The 16,665-nt window shown below is 67.2% G+C and carries 12 protein-coding genes and 2 pseudogenes; 10 read left to right on the forward strand and 4 right to left on the reverse strand.

What is annotated here, in order from left to right:
• Positions 1-132: pseudogene (locus D8M39_RS11685) on the forward strand (integrase core domain-containing protein); the annotation flags it as partial.
• Here D8M39_RS11685 and D8M39_RS11690 read toward each other — a convergent pair.
• From D8M39_RS11690 to D8M39_RS13270, 4 genes and pseudogenes are all read right to left on the reverse strand, one after another.
• A complete protein-coding gene (locus tag D8M39_RS11690; protein WP_238694074.1) occupies positions 85-711 on the reverse strand; it encodes a type I restriction endonuclease in 627 nt (208 codons plus the stop codon). The pseudogene D8M39_RS11685 and the gene D8M39_RS11690 sit on opposite strands and share 48 nt — an antisense overlap.
• A 9-nt stretch (positions 712-720) precedes the next feature.
• On the reverse strand, positions 721-2,016 hold the full coding sequence (locus D8M39_RS11695) for a restriction endonuclease subunit S (RefSeq protein WP_126875060.1): 1,296 nt from the start codon (positions 2,014-2,016) through the stop codon (positions 721-723).
• The gene (locus D8M39_RS13265; RefSeq protein WP_371413786.1) at positions 2,013-3,236 is read right to left on the reverse strand and encodes a class I SAM-dependent DNA methyltransferase; all 1,224 of its coding nucleotides are present in this window, start codon (positions 3,234-3,236) and stop codon (positions 2,013-2,015) included. Before D8M39_RS13265 ends, D8M39_RS11695 begins: the two co-directional genes overlap by 4 nt.
• Before the next feature lie 97 nt (positions 3,237-3,333).
• Positions 3,334-4,128, reverse strand: a pseudogene (locus tag D8M39_RS13270) (type I restriction-modification system subunit M N-terminal domain-containing protein); the annotation flags it as partial.
• 6 nt (positions 4,129-4,134) lie between these two features.
• On the opposite strand from D8M39_RS13270, the gene D8M39_RS11705 reads away from it, so the two are divergent.
• The 9 genes from D8M39_RS11705 to D8M39_RS11745 all read left to right on the forward strand — a co-directional run.
• Positions 4,135-5,127 carry a hypothetical protein gene (locus D8M39_RS11705; RefSeq protein ID WP_126875061.1) on the forward strand — a complete coding sequence of 331 codons (993 nt, stop codon included), beginning with the start codon at positions 4,135-4,137 and terminating at the stop codon, positions 5,125-5,127.
• Positions 5,128-5,597: 470 nt separating this feature from the next.
• On the forward strand, positions 5,598-6,425 hold the full coding sequence (locus tag D8M39_RS11710) for a hypothetical protein (protein ID WP_126875062.1): 828 nt from the start codon (positions 5,598-5,600) through the stop codon (positions 6,423-6,425).
• A gap of 338 nt (positions 6,426-6,763) precedes the next feature.
• Complete coding sequence (locus D8M39_RS11715; RefSeq protein ID WP_126875063.1) at positions 6,764-7,771, forward strand: o-succinylbenzoate synthase; 1,008 nt, start codon at positions 6,764-6,766, stop codon at positions 7,769-7,771.
• 157 nt (positions 7,772-7,928) lie between these two features.
• Positions 7,929-10,154, forward strand: coding sequence for a PhoX family phosphatase (locus D8M39_RS11720; protein ID WP_126875064.1), 2,226 nt, complete (start codon positions 7,929-7,931; stop codon positions 10,152-10,154).
• A gap of 328 nt (positions 10,155-10,482) precedes the next feature.
• Positions 10,483-12,195 (forward strand): nitrite/sulfite reductase, encoded by a 1,713-nt coding sequence (locus tag D8M39_RS11725; protein WP_126875065.1) that lies wholly within the window; start codon positions 10,483-10,485, stop codon positions 12,193-12,195.
• Positions 12,192-12,929, forward strand: coding sequence for a phosphoadenylyl-sulfate reductase (locus D8M39_RS11730; RefSeq protein ID WP_126875066.1), 738 nt, complete (start codon positions 12,192-12,194; stop codon positions 12,927-12,929). Before D8M39_RS11725 ends, D8M39_RS11730 begins: the two co-directional genes overlap by 4 nt.
• Positions 12,911-13,861, forward strand: a complete 951-nt coding sequence (gene cysD, locus D8M39_RS11735; RefSeq protein WP_055086177.1) for a sulfate adenylyltransferase subunit CysD — start codon at positions 12,911-12,913, stop codon at positions 13,859-13,861. The genes D8M39_RS11730 and cysD overlap by 19 nt, the downstream gene beginning before the upstream one ends.
• A gap of 2 nt (positions 13,862-13,863) precedes the next feature.
• Positions 13,864-15,204 (forward strand): sulfate adenylyltransferase subunit 1, encoded by a 1,341-nt coding sequence (locus tag D8M39_RS11740; RefSeq protein ID WP_055086175.1) that lies wholly within the window; start codon positions 13,864-13,866, stop codon positions 15,202-15,204.
• A 225-nt stretch (positions 15,205-15,429) separates the two neighbouring features.
• The coding region (locus D8M39_RS11745) for a thiamine pyrophosphate-binding protein (protein ID WP_256386113.1) at positions 15,430-16,665 on the forward strand (1,236 nt) is incomplete at its 3' end.

Raw genomic sequence — 16,665 nt, forward strand, 5'->3', positions numbered from 1 at the left:
GCCCGCCGGGAGGCGATCGGGGTGTGGGTGAACCACTTCAACTACCATCGGCCTCACACCGCCTGCGGCGACCAGCCCCCGGCCTCACGCACCCCCGCCCGAGTCAACAACGTCACGCCCTCCTACAACTAGGGCTCCCCGGAACGGAGTCAGCAGGGGCTCGCCGGCGGGCTTGCGGTCGTTCTCGTACTGCTTGATGGCTTCCTGGAGCGACTGCGTGTAGTTGGTCTTGATCTCCACCGTGGCCATGGGCAGGCCGTTGAGGAAGAGCACCAGGTCGATCCGGTCCGCCTTGCGGGTGGAGTACACGACCTCCTGGACCACGCGCAGCCGGTTCTGGGCGTAGCGCGCGGCGATCTGGGGGTTGCGGTCGTCCGCAGGGGGCATCTGCAGCATCTTGAAGCGGCGGGCACCGGGCACCAGGAACCCCTTGCGGAGCACGTTCAGCACCCCGCCGCCGTCCCGCTCGGGCTGGGCGAGCTGACTGGTGAGCCGGTCCAGGATGCGATGTTCGCCCTTGGCCCGGGCGGCATCGTCACCGTGGGGCGGGACAACTTTGGCGAAGTTCTCCGGGTCCGTGTCCTCGAGCCAGCCCAGGACGTCCTCGGGGAAGATGGCGCGCTCCTTGTCGTACCCCTCCGAGCTGGGGGAGTGGAGCCACCCGTGCTCCGAGAGGTAGGTGGCGATCTTCTCCTGGTGCTGCTGACTCATGGGCTCTCCCTAGTTCTCCCTGTGCAGACCCTGCGCGATGTCGTCTTCCAGCTGCTCCGCGACCGGCTTGTTCCTGGCGGTGACGTCAATCTGGCCCGTGACTGCGGCCGTGATGAGGGCGGCGCGGCGCTCGCGAGCGAGTCGAACTGCGGATTCGAGGGATTGGTGGGCTAGCTTGCTCTGATATCTCGTCTGCGCGAATTCATCTGTAATCGCCCGCTGAGTAGCGAGGTCTGGAACGGCGATGGCGGTGCGTAAGACGATAGCTAAGTTGAGTCGGGCCCGCGTAGACCCCCTGCTTTCTTCCTTAAAGCTGTCGGCAGATATTTCGGACGAGAGGGACCACGCCAGGAACTCTGGTGTCACCCTGCTGTTCGGTCGCGCTCTATAACAGTCAGCTTTGACGATGCCATGTCCGAACTCTTCAGGCACTACGGCGGAGCGCCCGAGGGGATGGGTTGCATCTCCGAGTCCAGCGATAACAACGTCTCCAGGGCGGACCTCATGCGATTTTAGGGTCATCGCATAATCAGACGGGATGTAAGCGCGTGGCTCGAGCCTGAAATCTATCCGTCCAATGTTTCCCAATCGAACAACAGGCGCGCCTTCATCGGAGTAGTGCGCCGAAGTCAAAGCTGACCCGAAAGGCCCATCCACAAGAGAACTAACCAGATAACGGACTTTAATTGAACTAAACCCGCAGGCGACTTGTCGCGCGCGTTCAGTCCATATTGTATTAGTGCGCTCAGAGAGGAGATCTTTCATCTGATTCAGATGCCTAATGAGAGAGTCGATTTCGGCGGTCTCGTGGTCGAGGTAGTCCGCGATCTCACTCTGGACTGACAGATCAGGTGCCGGGACTCGGAAGTTCTTCATATCGCGTTCCGAGACCCTCCGTAGACCTCCTGCGCCGGTCATGGAGGCAATTGCGGCGGTCCGGAAATCCTCCGACTGCATAATGTACGCCAAGAAACGCTGGGACATTCCCGGGTTCGGTCGGAGAACCGTCACTTCCGTAGTCGCGAAAACTGGTCCATCCAGGTCGGCACCAATTAGACCCTTACCGTTCTCGAAGCACGGCGTGACCTTGGCGTAGGCTACATCGGTTTGTTCTAAGTACGAATATCCAGTCGACAACGTTTTGTAGCTTCGTTGCTGCGTGACAGTAGGCTGCGCGAAATTGCCAATTTGTTCCATGGGCAACAGCGGCCATTCATTGTCTGGATCAGACGCCACAGCCTCAGGGACTGCCGGATTGAACTGTGCCAGGTGTCGCAAGCGCACGGTGGGGTAGGCGCCGCTCACTTTTTCACCTCTTCCAGCCGCGCGCGGATGCGGCCCAGGACCTCGTCCAGGTCGCGGTCGATCTCCTCCAGCGGGCGGGGTGGGATGTACTCGTAGAAGTGGCGGGTGAAGGGGATTTCCGCGCCCTCCTTGGTCTTGGACTCGTCGATCCAGGCGTCCGGAACGAAGGGCTTCACTTCGCGCTCCAGGTACTCGTGAATGTCCTCGTCCCAGGGGACGTTCTCGGTATCCCGCAACGTCGAATCAGCTTCGGGCTGATTGAGGCGGCCGGTCTGTAGCTCGCCGTCCTCGTCCCGCTCGCTCAGCTCGTTCACGATCACCTTCACCAGAGCCGGCTTCAACCGCAGGCCCGCCTCCGTGGCGGCTTCCATGAACTCATTGGTGAACCGCGCGCGATTGGTGCTCACCGTGCCATCTCCACGCTGGGACAGACCGGTGAGTGCGGAACGGAGCGCCGCGGCGTCGTCGTCGGAGAGCTTGGCGACCTGCTTGGCGGCCATGACGCGCTCGACGCGCTCGGGGGTGCACGCAAAATTGAGCCGGAGCGGACGCTCCACCGTGATGGTGCGGTAGAAGAAGTCCTCGGTGCGAAAGATCTTGGAGCGTGTGGTCTCCGCGAAGTCCCGGTAGAGCTGGGCGATCTCCGCGATGTTCTCCGCCGAGAGCTGCTTGCGCTTGGAGCCCACCGACTTGCGCATCTTCACGAACATGTCCGTGGCGTCGATCAGCTGGACCTTGCCGCGGCGCTCCTCGGGTTTGTTCTTGGACAGCAGCCACACGTAGGTGGAGATGCCCGTGTTGTAGAACATGTCCGTGGGCAGGCCGATGATGGCCTCCAGGTAGTCGTTCTCCAGGACCCACTTGCGGATGTTCGACTCGCCGGAACCCGCGCCGCCCGTGAACAGCGGGGAGCCGTTGAGCACGATGGCCGCGCGGCCGGCCGCCTGGTTCTCGTCCGCGGAGCCCGGCTCGCGCATCTTGGAGATCATGTGCATGAGGAACAGCAGCGAACCGTCCGAGACGCGGGGCAGACCCGGGCCGAAACGGCCGCCGAAGCCCGCGACCGTGTGCTCGCGCTCCACCTCCTTGCGGTTCTGCTTCCAGTCCACGCCGAACGGCGGGTTGGAGAGGCAGTAGTGGAACGTGCGGCCCCGGAACGCGGGCTCGGTGAGGGTGTTGCCCAGCACGATGTTGTCGATCGGCTGGCCCTTGACCACCATGTCCGCCTTGCAGATGGCGTAGGACGCGGGGTTGATCTCCTTGGCCCAGCAGGTTCACCTGCGCGGACGGGTTCAGGGCGGTGATCTTGTCGTCCGCCACGGAGAGCATGCCGCCGGTGCCGGCCGTGGGGTCGTACACCTCGCGGATCAGGCCGGGGACGGTGAGGTCCGCGTCGTCCGTGAGCAGCAGGGTGACCATCAGGTCGATGACCTCGCGCGGGGTGAAGTGCTCACCCGCCGTCTCGTTGGAGGCCTCCGCGAACTTGCGGATCAGCTCCTCGAAGATGTGGCCCATCTGGTCGTTGCTGACGGCGTCCGGGTGCAGGTTGGCCTTGGAGAAGTGCTGCAGGATCTGCAGCAGGAGATCGTGGTTCGCGAGGTCCACGATGGTGTCCTCGAACCGGTACTTCTGGAAGATCTCCCGCACGTTCGGGGAGAACGCGTTCACGTAGTCCCGGAGGTTCTCCTCCAGGTTGTCCGGATCGCCCTGCATGGACTTGAGGTCGTGCTGCGAGCGGTTGAAGAAGCTGTAGGTGTGGCCCGCGCGGTTGCGGAGCATGGCAATGGGCGGCTCCACCCCCACGTACATGGGGCCAATGGCCTCCAGCACCGCCTCCTTGGTGGGGGCCAGCACCGCATCCAGGCGGAAGAGGACCGTGAACGGCAGGATCACATCGCCGTACTCGTGCTGCTTGTAGGTGCCGCGGAGGATGTCCGCCGCACCCCAGATGAAGGACGCGTGGTTGAACACTTGTGGGGCCTTACGTGGTGATCGGGAGGGTACTGCCGAGTGTAGGGTCCGGGTGCCTACTTCGCGGGGCGGGCTACTGCCCCGGCGCGGCGCGTCTGGGAGGTGAGAGGACGACGTCGTGCCGGGGCCCATCACTAGCATGGTTCCATGCAGATGAATGGAGCACTCGTTGAGCACGCGGGCTACTGGTTGGAGGACGCGCTGCGGACTGACTCGGGCGACGTGCTGCTGACCAGTCCCTACCTCTCCTACCCGGAGTGCGCGAGGGTGGCGCGCGCCGTGCAGGACTCCCCGCTGGAGGCCATCCTCTACACGGTCCTCGATCCCTTTGCCGCTGCCCAGGGGTACCTCTCGGTGGAGGGGCTGAGGACGCTGGCTGACGCCGGGGTTGATCTCCGGCACGTGGACCGGTTGCACGCCAAGTGCTTCATCGTGGGCGAGCGGGGACTCGTGGGTTCAGGAAACCTCACGGGCGCTGGCCTGGGGTATGCCGCTCAGTCGAACCGCGAAATCGGGGTGGAGCTGGCACCCGATCAGGTGGTGGGCCTGCGGGCAATCATCGAAGGCTGGCCCGCCGAGGTGGTCTCCAGAGCGGACCTGGATGATCTGCAGGAGAAGTCGCGGTGTGTCGCGTCCCTGCCTCGACGGGCGCCCGCTTCTGCCGACCCCGCGGAGTTGCGTCGCGCGGCCGAACAGGTCCTCCTGGACGCTCAGAGTGGGGAACGGCAGCTGTGGGTCAAGGTCGAATACGGGAAGCAGAAGCCCGAGGCGTGGCTGGCCCCGTACTTTTTTGCAAGCCCCCGAAAGGGCCGCCCGAGTTTCAAGGCTGGCGATCTGGTACTGATCTGCGCTGCAAACACGAACGATTGCTACGCCATTGTGGAGGTCACGGGTGAGGCCGAGTGGAAGACCGACATGCCTTTGTTTCGCGGTCAGGTTCGAGACGACGAAGCCGTAAAGAACTGGCCATGGGTCAACAGAACCCGCCCCCGCCTGGTGCCATTCCATGGTGTGGGGTACAAAAAGTCGGACCTGGGGCTATCGGGCGCAGGGCGGGGTAGCCACCTGAAATTGTCCCTGAATCAGTTCGCGGCAGCGGTTCGGATGTTGGGAGGTGATGGGGTGTCACCGCACCCGTGATGTGTCTGCCTCGAGATGCGGTGCTGGACAGCGTTACCGCTGCCGCGGGGCTTGGCGTTCAGCAGCCGAACGCGTAACCACCGTTGCATACCCTGACAGCTGCGGACCGGGGCAAGGCTAGGCGGAGCATGAGCTGAGCTCGTTCTGGCGCAGCGATGAATTGTTAGCGGGAGCCACGCATTGGCGGAAAGGGCGGGGTGATTAATTTAGGAACGAACCTGAATACAAGTGGTAATAAGGTGGCCTGTTATGGATTATGCGGCACAACTTGAGCTAATCTGCAGCCTTACCCCTGTGGGTATCGGCGTGACGGGCTGCCTCGGGAAGCCCCGGCGCGCTGAGTAAAACTAAAATCAAGGAACCCCGGAAATTAAATCACCGGCCAGCAATCTCGTCTACGCACCGGATATACCCGTGAGTGAACAGTACGATAAAACAAAATTCGAATCCCGCCGTGAAGGAGAGTCTCGATGAATAATCTTGATCCAGCAATCGCTTTGAAAAATATTGAAACGGCCCTCAGGTTAGTAGTCATTTCAGAATGCGGCGGTTCGTGGCTTGAGATGAAAGGAGCACCCCCGGAGCGGGAATTGATTGAAAGAAGCGAGGAGGAAGCGCGCCGCCGAAGGGGGGTACGACCTTCGAGTGACTTATTGGAGTATGTACAATTTCCCCAACTGTGCAATATTATCTTGGGAGATTGGGATAAATTTACCCATGTTTTTGGGGCGAAGCAGGAGTTCCAGGCGTTGATTAAAATTGTCGGAGGGGTAAGGAATACGATAGCCCATAGTCGTGAGGTTGCGATTTTCGAGTCCTATCTCCTAGCTGGCATCAGTGGCAGAATAAGAGCGCAGGTGGGCACCTACAGGGAATCTCGGGATGGAGGGGTCGTTTTTTACCCTAGGATCGAGAATGTAAGTGATACGTTTGGGAATAATGGTATCGAAGGGCTTTGGCTGTTCGAAGATAACTTCTGTCGTCTAAATGTGGGGGATGAGCTTGAGTTCCGTGCGGCAGCATTCTCGCCTCGAGAAAGTGAGTTGCAGTGGAAGGTGTGTGTCAATGATTCCACCGGGGCTATAGTAATTCAATCGATCGATGATTTGCCCGTTGCAGCAACCGGCAGCGACGTAGTTCTACGTTACGTAATAACTGAGGATAATATTGGGGAAGATTTCCAAATCAAAATAATCCTAACAACAAATAATAAATATCATCGACATATGGAGTATGAGTCCTCATTCGACGATAGTCGAACCTTTGGATACTCCGTCAATCCACCAATGCGGGAATAGGGGGCATTGTGTTTATGGGAATCTCTCAGATCTCGCCATGCGATGATGTTCGGTAACTGGGGGTAGTCAGATTGGATATTCTAAAGGGGGGATGTGTGGCAAACCTGTTGCTGTGCCATTTTTTCGCCGATAGTGGGCGATGGGAAGAAAGGTATCGGAGGGTGAGCCCCCAAAATCGTTAGTGCCGGGCAGTTTTGAAACCCCGGGCGGCGGACCGGAATCTTCGCGACCCTTAGCGCAAATGGACCGATGCCACGGGGTGCCGGTGTGGCGGTGTCGAAGAGAAGGGCGCTAAAGAGGAACGGCGCCTCCCCAATGGGCCGTCCTACCCTTGACCCATGCCTACCCCGAACCTCGCCATCCCCCCACTCGCCGACCTCCTCGACTCCGCCCACGTGGTCTCCCTCCCCATGCGCGTGACCTTCCGCGGCGTCACCGAGCGGGAGACCGTGGTCTTCCGCGGCCCCGCCGGGTGGGGCGAGTTCGGTCCGTTCCCCGAGTACGGGGACGCCGAGGCCGCCGCGTGGCTGCGCGCCGGGATCGAGGCCGCCTGGCAGGGCTTCCCGGAGCCCGTTCGTGACCGGGTTCCCGTGAACGCCACCGTCCCCGCGGTCCCCGCCGAGCGCGTCGCGGACGTCCTGCGCGGCTACTCCGGGCAGGTCCACGCCGTGAAGATCAAGGTGGCGGAGCGCGGCCAGGGCCTCGCGGACGACGTCGCCCGCGTCGCCGCCGTCCGCCACCTCCTCCCGGACGCCGAGCTGCGGGTGGACGCCAACGCGGGCTGGGACGACGACGCCGCAGTCACCGCCCTGGGCGCGCTCAGCGAGTTCCATCTCGCCTACGCCGAGCAGCCCGTGGCGAGCGTCGAGGGTCTGGCGAGCGTGCGGCGTCGGCTGCGGGAACAGGGCGTGGGCACGCTGATCGCGGCAGACGAGTCCGTGCGCAAGGCCGAGGACCCGCTTGCGGTGGCGCGCGCGGGTGCCGCGGACCTGATCGTCGTGAAGGTCGCGCCGCTAGGGGGAGTGTGCCGCGCCCTGGACGTCGTGGCGCAGGCGGGGCTGCCCGCCGTCGTCAGCTCGGCGATCGACTCCTCCGTGGGGATCCGCGCGGGCGTCGCCCTGGCCGCCGCGCTGCCCGAGCTGCCGTACGCGTGCGGGCTCGGCACCCTCTCGCTCATGACCGCGGACGTGACCGCCGAGCCCCTGCGCTCCGTGGACGGGTTCCTGCCCGTGCGGGACGTCGCCGTGGACGAGGCCCTGCTCGCCGAGCACGCCGTCACCGGGGAGCGCCGGGGCTGGTGGCTGGACCGGCTGCGCCGCACCCACGCCGTGCTCGCCGCGCAGTAGACCAGGGGGGAGAGCGGCGGCGTCGGCGGACTCCGCCCACCGGGTTAACCTCCAGTTCGCCCGGCGGTCGCACGGCGATCACACGCCAGTGGTGAGGTGGCTCATGGAAACACTCGCTGACATGCACGGACGCATGTCTCACCCAGGGAGCCACTCCATGACGCAAGCACCAGAACGCCGCCGTCTCCTGCCCATGCTGGGCCATGTGAACGGCAAGCGCAGCCCGCTCACGTGCGAGCTCAAGTGCGGCAGCCAGTGCATGACCCCGGACGCCAACACCTCGTCCAACGAGTACGTGCACGACATCATCTCCGCCGCGATGAGCCGCCGCGCCGCACTCGGGCTCGGTGCCGCCGGGGCGGTGGCGGTGGGGCTGGTGGCCGCGACCGCCCAGCCAGCGGAGGCCACGTACGGCTACTGGGGTCAGGGCAGGGCGCGCCTGGACTTCACCCCCGTCAAGCCGGTGAACATGACGGTCGACGACCTCACCGTCCCCAAGGGCTACGACTGGTCGCCCATCATCCGCTGGGGCGACCCCCTGTTCTACGACTCCCCGGAGTTCGACCCCAAGAACCAGAGCCCGGAGTCCCAGTCCAAGCAGTTCGGCTTCAACTCGGACTATCTGGACATCATCCCGGACCCCAACGGACTCACGGGCGTGCTGGTGAACAACCACGAGTACACCAACGAGAACACCATGTTCCCCACGGGGTACGAGAAGACGAACCTCACCACCATGGTCAAGACCGCCATCCAGGCGCACGGCATGTCGGTCGTGGAGATCACCCGCGTCAAGGTGGGGGAGCCCTGGACCTACGTGCGCGGCGGCGCCCGCAACCGGCGCATCACGCTCACCACGCCGTTCGTCATGGACGGCCCCGCGGCGGGCTCGGACCTGCTCAAGACCCAGGACGACCCCACCGGCAAGCGCGTGCTGGGCACCCAGAACAACTGCTCGGGCGGCGTGACCCCGTGGGGCACCGTGCTCTCCGGGGAGGAGAACATCCACCAGTACTTCATCACCTCCGGCACCGCCGAGGAGAAGCGCTACGGCTTCCCCACCACCATGCCCTCCCGCCGCTGGCCCGAGGTGGAGAAGCGCTTCGACGCCCGCATCCCCGGGTACAAGAACGAGCCCAACCGCTTCGGCTGGGTCGTGGAGATCGACCCCCAGAACCCCAACTCCGCCCCGCTCAAGCACACCGCGATGGGCCGCTTCAAGCACGAGGGCGCCAACGTGCGCGTGGGCGACGACGGCACCGTGGTCGCGTACTCCGGTGACGACGAGAAGTTCGAGTACATCTACAAGTTCGTCTCCGCCAAGAAGTACAAGCAGGGCGACAAGAAGCACAACATGACCCTGCTGTCCGAGGGCGACCTCTACGTGGCCCGGCTCAAGGGCAACTCTCCCAAGAAGCAGATCACCGGGGACGGCACCCTGCCCAGGGACGGCGAGTTCGACGGCTCCGGCGAGTGGCTGCCGCTGGTCAAGGGCGGGAAGTCCATGATCAAGGGCATGTCCGTGGAGCAGGTGCTCGTCTACACGCGCCTGGCCGCGGACAAGGCCGGCGCCACCAAGATGGACCGCCCGGAGGACGTGGAGCCCAGCCCCCACACCGGCAAGGTCTACGCCGCGCTGACCAACAACTCGGACCGCGGCAAGGAGGGCAAGGCCGGCGTGGACGAGGCCAACCCGAGGACCGGCAACCGGGACGGCTACATCCTGGAGCTCACCGAGCGCCACAACCTCCCGCAGGCCACGCGCTTCGACTGGAACCTGCTGCTGGTGTGCGGGGATCCCACCAAGGACTCCGGCACGTACTTCGGCGGCTTCCCCCGGGAGAAGGTCTCTCCGATCTCCTGCCCGGACAACGTGGCCTTCGACCGCTCGGGCAACCTGTGGATCTCCACGGACGGCGCGCCGTCCAAGATCGGCTACAACGACGGCCTGTTCAAGGTCACCCTCGACGGCTCCGAGCGTGGCCGGGTGCAGCAGTTCCTCGCCGTCCCGCAGGACGCGGAGACGTGCGGGCCGGTGGTGCACGACACCGAGGGCATGGTCTACATCTCCGTGCAGCACCCCGGTGAGGACGGCTCGTTCGAGCAGCCGCGCTCGTACTTCCCGGACTACGCGCTGCCCACGCGCCTTGAGCCGGGCGAGTTCTCCATGCCGCGGCCCTCCGTGATCCAGGTGTTCCGCAAGAACCGGAGCAACAAGCCCCAGTTCCCCGGCAATGTGAGCGACCAGCCGGGCAAGGGTGAGAACCAGGGCAAGAAGCGCAAGAACGGGCACACCGGACCCAAGTACCGCGGCTACGAGGACAAGTCCACCCGCGAGCTGCAGCAGCGCGCGCGGCAGGCCCCCAAGAGCTACGAGGGCTGAGTCGGCGCCCCTCGGGGGCACCGGCGCCACGGGCGGGCGGGATCGCGCAGGCGGTCCCGCCCGCTTTGTCGTGCGTGCCTCCGGCACCATCGGACGACGACGCCGCCCGCGCGCCTGCCGCGCCCACCGCACCGCCCGGGGGGCGACGTCGCCGAACGGGCGCGGCGACGTCCCCGAGCTGGCGCCGCGGCGTCGTCGTCCCAGGGGAAAAGCGCTGTGACGTGGGAGGACACCGAGTATGTGACGTGTTTGTGACGGAAAGTATGGGTGCGGGTGGGCCGGTCGGTACGTTGGAGCGACTCGCCTCCCTCTCACCCAAGGAGCAGCCATGACCACCCCCACGGACACCGGGACAGCGCCCCCCAAGAGCGCGTCCGGACGCGTGCGCGGACCCCGCAAGGGCACCGATCTGGGCCAGTGGAAGGTCAGCGGCCGCGCGCCCCTGAACCACAACGAGGAGTTCAAGGCGGAGGAGAACTCGCTCGACGTCAAGCAGCGGATCATCGACACGTACTCGAAGACGGGCTACGCCTCGATCCCCACGGACGACGTCCACGGCCGCTTCCGCTGGCTGGGCCTGTACACGCAGCGAAAGCAGGGCGTGGCGGGTGCGAACACCTCCAAGCTGGACGCCGAGTCCCTCTCGGACGAGTACTTCATGCAGCGCATCCGCCTGGACGGCGGGCAGCTGAGCACGGAGCAGGCCCGCGTGGTGGGAGGCATCTCCCGAGACTTCGCGCGCGGCACGGCGGACGTCTCGGACCGGCAAAACATCCAGCTGCACTGGCTGCGCATCGAAGACGTCCCCGAGATGTGGGAGCGCCTGGACTCCGTGGACCTCACCACGCTGGAGGCCTGCGGCGACACCCCGCGCGTGTTCCTGGGCAGCCCGGTGGCCGGCGTGGAGAAGAACGCGATCCTCGACCCCAGCGAGGACCTCGCGGCCCTGCGCGAGGAGTTCATCGGCAACCCCGAGTACGTGAACCTGCCGCGCAAGTTCAAGACTGCGATCACCGGCAGCCCCACCCTGGACGTGGTGCACGAGATCAACGACGTCAGCTTCGTGGGCGTCAACCACCCCGAGCTCGGCCCCGGCTACGACCTGTGGGTGGGCGGCGCACTGTCCGTGTCCCCGCGGCTCGGGGAGCGCCTGGGCGCGTTCGTCTCCCGCGAGAACGTGGTGCCCGTGTGGGCCGGGGTGTGCGGGATCTTCCGCGACTACGGCTACCGCAAGCAGCGCACCAAGGCCCGCCTGAAGTTCCTGCTGGCCGAGTGGGGCACGGAGAAGTTCCGGCAGGTGCTGCAGGACGAGTACCTGGGCTTCGAGCTGCCGGACGGCCCCGCGCCCGAGCGCGCGGTGGGTCACTCGGACCACGTGGGCGTGCACGAGCAGGTGGACGGCACGCGCTACGTGGGCTTCGCGCTCACCGCAGGGCGGCTCTCCGGGGACGCACTGGTGGCGCTCGCCGACGCCGCCGAGGCCGCCGGTTCCCAGCGCATCCGCCTGACCCCGCACCAGAAGGTCCTCGTCCTGGACGTGCCCGAGGAGAACATGGACGCCCTCGTGGCGGCCATGAAGCCCTGGGGCATGGACGCGAAGCCCAGCCCGTTCCGCCGCTCGACCATCGCGTGCACCGGCATCGAGTTCTGCAAGCTCGCGTTCGTGGAGACCAAGGGCCTCGCCGCCCGGGTCATCGACGACATGGAGCAGCGGCTCGCGGACGTGGAGATCCCCACGCCCATCTCCCTGCACATCAACGGCTGCCCCAACTCGTGCGCCCGCATCCAGACCGCGGACATCGGGCTCAAGGGCCAGTACATCGGCGAGGAGTACGTCTTCCAGGTGCACCTGGGCGGCGGCCTCGCCTCACCGGACCGCGAGGAGGGCGGCCTGGGCCGCACCGTGCGCGGACTGAAGATCACCGCGGACGACCTCTCGGACTACGTGGAGCGCGTGACCCGCACCTTCCTGCGGGAGCGCGGCCCCGAGCAGAGCTTCGCCGAGTGGGCACTGTCCGCAGAGGAGGACTCCCTGACATGACAGTCACCGACACGACGACGTCCCCCGGGCGCACCCGCTCCACCGAGGAGCTGAAGGCGCTCGTCGAGGAGGCGCAGCAGCGCTTCGGCGAGCGGGACGCGGACCCGGACGAGGTGCTCGCGTGGGCCGCCGAGACCTTCGGGCACAAGCTCGCCGTGGCCTGCTCGATGGCCTCGGACACCGTGGTTCCCGCCCTGGTCAGCACCCACCTCAAGGGGGTGGATGTCCTGTTCCTGGAGACCGGCTACCACTTCCCCGAGACCCTGCAGACCCGCGACGACTTCGCCCGGGACTGGCCCGTGAACGTGCGGACCCTGCTGCCGGAGATCACCGTGGCCGAGCAGGACGCGCAGTACGGCGCCAAGCTGCACGACCGCGATCCGGGCCTGTGCTGCGGGATCCGCAAGGTCGCCCCGCTGGACAAGGCCCTGGGCGGCTACGAGGCGTGGGTGACCGGGCTGCGCCGCGAGGAGACGCCGCACCGCGCCAACGCCGCGCCCGTGGAGTGGGACGAGCACCACCAGATGGTCAAGATCAACGCCATCGTGGACTGGAGCTTCGACCACGTGGTCCAGTACGCCGAGGAGAACCTGGTGGTGGTCAACCCTCTGCTGAGCCAGGGCTACCCGTCCATCGGGTGCGCCCCCTGCACGCGTAAGGTCGCCCCCGGAGAAGACCCCCGTGCCGGACGCTGGTCCGGTGTGGGCAAGACAGAATGCGGGATCCACCTGTGAGCACCACGAGCCCCCTGACCCAGAGCACCCCCTCCACCGTGACGCTGAGCCAGCTGCAGCGCCTGGAGGCCGAGTCCATCCACATCTTCCGCGAGACCGCGTCCGAGGGCGAGCGCCCCGTGCTGCTGTTCTCCGGCGGCAAGGACTCGGTGGTCATGCTGCACCTGGCCGCCAAGGCCTTCTGGCCGGCACCCATCCCGTTCCCCGTGCTGCACGTGGACACCGGGCACAACTTCCCGGAGGTCCTGGACTTCCGGGACCGCACGGTGGAGCGGCTGCACATCCGCCTGGAGGTCGCGAGCGTCCAGGACTACATCGACGACGGCCGCCTGGCCGAGCGCCCGGACGGCACCCGCAACCAGCTGCAGACCGTGCCCCTGCTGGACGCGATCACCGAGGGCCGCCACGACGTCGTCTACGGCGGCGCCCGGCGCGACGAGGAGAAGGCCCGCGCCAAGGAGCGGATCATCAGCCTGCGGGACGAGTTCGGCCAGTGGGACCCGCGCAACCAGCGCCCGGAGCTGTGGAGCCTGTACAACACGCGCCACCGCCCCGGTGAGCACGTGCGCGTGTTCCCGCTGTCCAACTGGACCGAGCTGGACATCTGGTCCTACATCACGGAGAAGGGCATCGACCTGCCCTCCCTCTACTACGCGCACGAGCGGGACGTGGTCAGCCGGGACGGCATGTGGCTGGCCGTGGGCGAGCACGTCACCCCGCGCGAGGGCGAGAGCGTGGAGACCCGCACCGTGCGCTACCGCACCGTGGGGGACATGAGCTGCACGGGCGCCGTCGAGTCCCCGGCGGCCACCGCGCAGGACGTGCTGGCCGAGGTCATGACCAGCACGCTCACCGAACGAGGCGCCACCCGCGCGGACGACCGCGTGTCCGAGGCCGCCATGGAGGACCGCAAGCGAGAGGGCTACTTCTAGAGATGAGCACCGAGAACACGGCAAGCCTGCTGCGGATCGCCACGGCCGGGAGCGTGGACGACGGCAAGTCCACCCTGGTGGGGCGGCTGCTGCACGACACCAAGAACATCCTGGTGGACCAGCTCGAGGCCATCGAGCGCGTGAGCCAGTCCCGGGGCCTGGACTCCGCGGACCTCGCGCTGCTGACCGACGGGCTGCGGGCCGAGCGCGAGCAGGGCATCACGATCGACGTGGCCTACCGCTACTTCGCCACCCCCGCCCGCAGCTTCATCCTGGCCGACTGCCCCGGCCACGTGCAGTACACCCGCAACACCGTCACCGGCGCCTCCACCGCGGACGCGCTGATCGTGCTCGTGGACGTGGTGCACGGCATCGTGGAGCAGACCCGGCGCCACCTGGCCGTGGCCGCGCTGCTGGGCGTGCCGCACCTGATCGTGGCGGTCAACAAGATCGACCTGGTCGACGACGCCCGCGGTGCCTTCGAGGCGCTGGACCGGGACCTGCACGCGCTCGCGGACGAGCTCGGTGTGCTGGACCTGCAGACCATCCCCGTCTCCGCCCTGCGCGGGGACAACGTGGTGGAGCCCTCCGCGAGCACCCCCTGGTACACGGGTCCGTCCCTGCTGGGCTGGCTCGAGAACCTCCCGGACTCCTCCGAGCTCACCCAGGCCGAGCACTTCGCGCTGCCTGTGCAGACGGTGATCCGCCCGCAGTCCGCCGCGGTCTCGCCCGAGTTCACCGACTACCGCGGCTACGCCGGGCAGATCGCCTCCGGGGCCGTCGCGGTAGGGGACGAGGTCACGGTGCAGCCCGCCGGGCGCAGGACCACCGTCACCCGGCTCGACGTCGCCGGGGAACCGGCCGAGCGCGCCGTCGCCGGGGAGTCCGTGACCCTGAGCCTCGCGGACCAGATCGACATCACCCGCGGGGACCTGATCGCGGAACCGGCCGGGGCGCCGTCGGGCTCCAAGACGGTGGAGGCCGTGGTGTGCTGGCTCGACGACGAGAAGCCCCTGCGCGAGGGCCAGCGCGTGCTGCTCAAGCACACCACGCGCGTGGTCCGCGGGATCGTGGGCTCCCTGGACGGACGCCTGAACCTGGAGAGCCTCGCGGCGGAGTCCGTGGACGCGTTCGAGCTCAACGACATCGGCCGTGTGAGCATCCGCGTGGCGGAGCCGCTGTTCACCGCCGCGTACACGGACTCACACTCCCTGGGCTCGTTCCTGCTGATCGACCCGCAGTCGGGGCGCACCCAGGCCGCGGGCATGGTCCAGGACGACAGCGTGGCCACCCCCGGGGTGCTCGGCAACCTGCGCGCAGACGCGGGGGAGTGGGCCATCTGAGCGCACGCCCCGCAGGACGGGCCGCGGCCGGGCGCTTGACCTGAGCCGACCGCGGTTCCCCCCCCTCACAGGGACGGCGTGCCACCTCTGCCGACCGGTTCCGCGCGCTGGCGCGGCCGTCCTCGCCCACCGGCGCGGCCAACCTCGTCCGCCCGCCGATGCTGCCGCACGGGCCACCACCGGCCCGTGCGCGTGGGTGTCGGCGGAACTCGGTACCCTCTCAGGGTGATCACCCCCAGTCTCGTCACGGCCACCGCCGTCCTGCGCGCCCTCGTGCTGCGCGGGATGGAGCACCTGGTGGTCGCACCGGGTTCGCGCTCGGCCCCGCTCGCGTACGCCGCGGCGGCCGCCCACGCGAGCGGGGCGCTCAGCGTGCACGTGCGGATCGACGAGCGGGACGCCGGGTTCACCGCCCTCGGGATCGCGCGCTCCACGGGGCTGCCGTGCGCCGTCGCCACCACCAGCGGAACCGCCGTGGGGGAGCTGCTGCCCGCCGTCATGGAGGCCTCCCACGCCGGGGTGCCCGTGGTGGTGCTCAGCGCGGACCGGCCCCCGGAGCTGCGCGGCACGGGCGCCAACCAGACCACCCGGCAGCCGGGGATGTTCGAGAACTTCGTGCGCGCCGGCGTGGACCTGCTGCCCGTGCGCGATCCCGGCCTGGGCGAGGCCGAGCAGCGGGCTGACGCGGAGTCCTTCCTCACCCCCGTGCTCGACGCCCTCCACGGGGACGACGAGTCTGCGCCCGGTCCCGTGCACGTCAACGTGGCCCTGCGCGACCCCCTGCACCCGGTGTCCGACGACGACCACCGCCACCTGCACACCTGGGCCCGCGCGCTCGCCGAGGAGGTGGAGCGCGCTCATGCCGACGAACCACCCGCGCGGCTCGCCCACCCGTGGTCCGTGCTCGACGAGCCCTTCCTCACCCCGGACGACGCTCCGGTCCCGGACCGGTCGGTGACGGAGCGCCTCACGCTCCGCGGTGCGGTTGGTGCCCCGCACGGCGCACCACTGTCCCGGCGCACGATGACCTCGGGTGGCCCCTCGGCTCCCGACGACGCGGCGCAGTCCGAGGGCACTCTCCCGGCCCCCGCGACCACGGTCCGTGCGCGCCCTGGCACGTCCCGCCCGGTGGTCCTCGCGGGCGACGGCGCCGGGGTCGCCACCGCGCGCTTCGCCCTGGCCCACGGGCTGCCCCTGCTGGCGGAGCCGTCCTCCAACGCCCGCACCGGCGAGGCGGCGATCGCCTCCTACGAGAGCCTGCTGGCCTCCTCGCTGGGCGCCCGGGTGGACTCCGTGGTCCTCGTGGGCAGACCCACGCTCAGCCGCCCGGTCTCGGCCCTGCTGCGTCGCCCGGACGTCCGCGTGGTCGCGGTGCGCCCTGAGCCGGTGCCGTGGTTCGACCGCGGCCGCCGCCCCGAGCAGGAGGTGGCCGGCTTTGCGGAGGCCGCGGGCGTCGTCGGG

Source organism: Kocuria sp. HSID17590, from assembly GCF_003989485.1.
In the GTDB taxonomy this organism is placed as follows: domain Bacteria; phylum Actinomycetota; class Actinomycetes; order Actinomycetales; family Micrococcaceae; genus Kocuria; species Kocuria salsicia.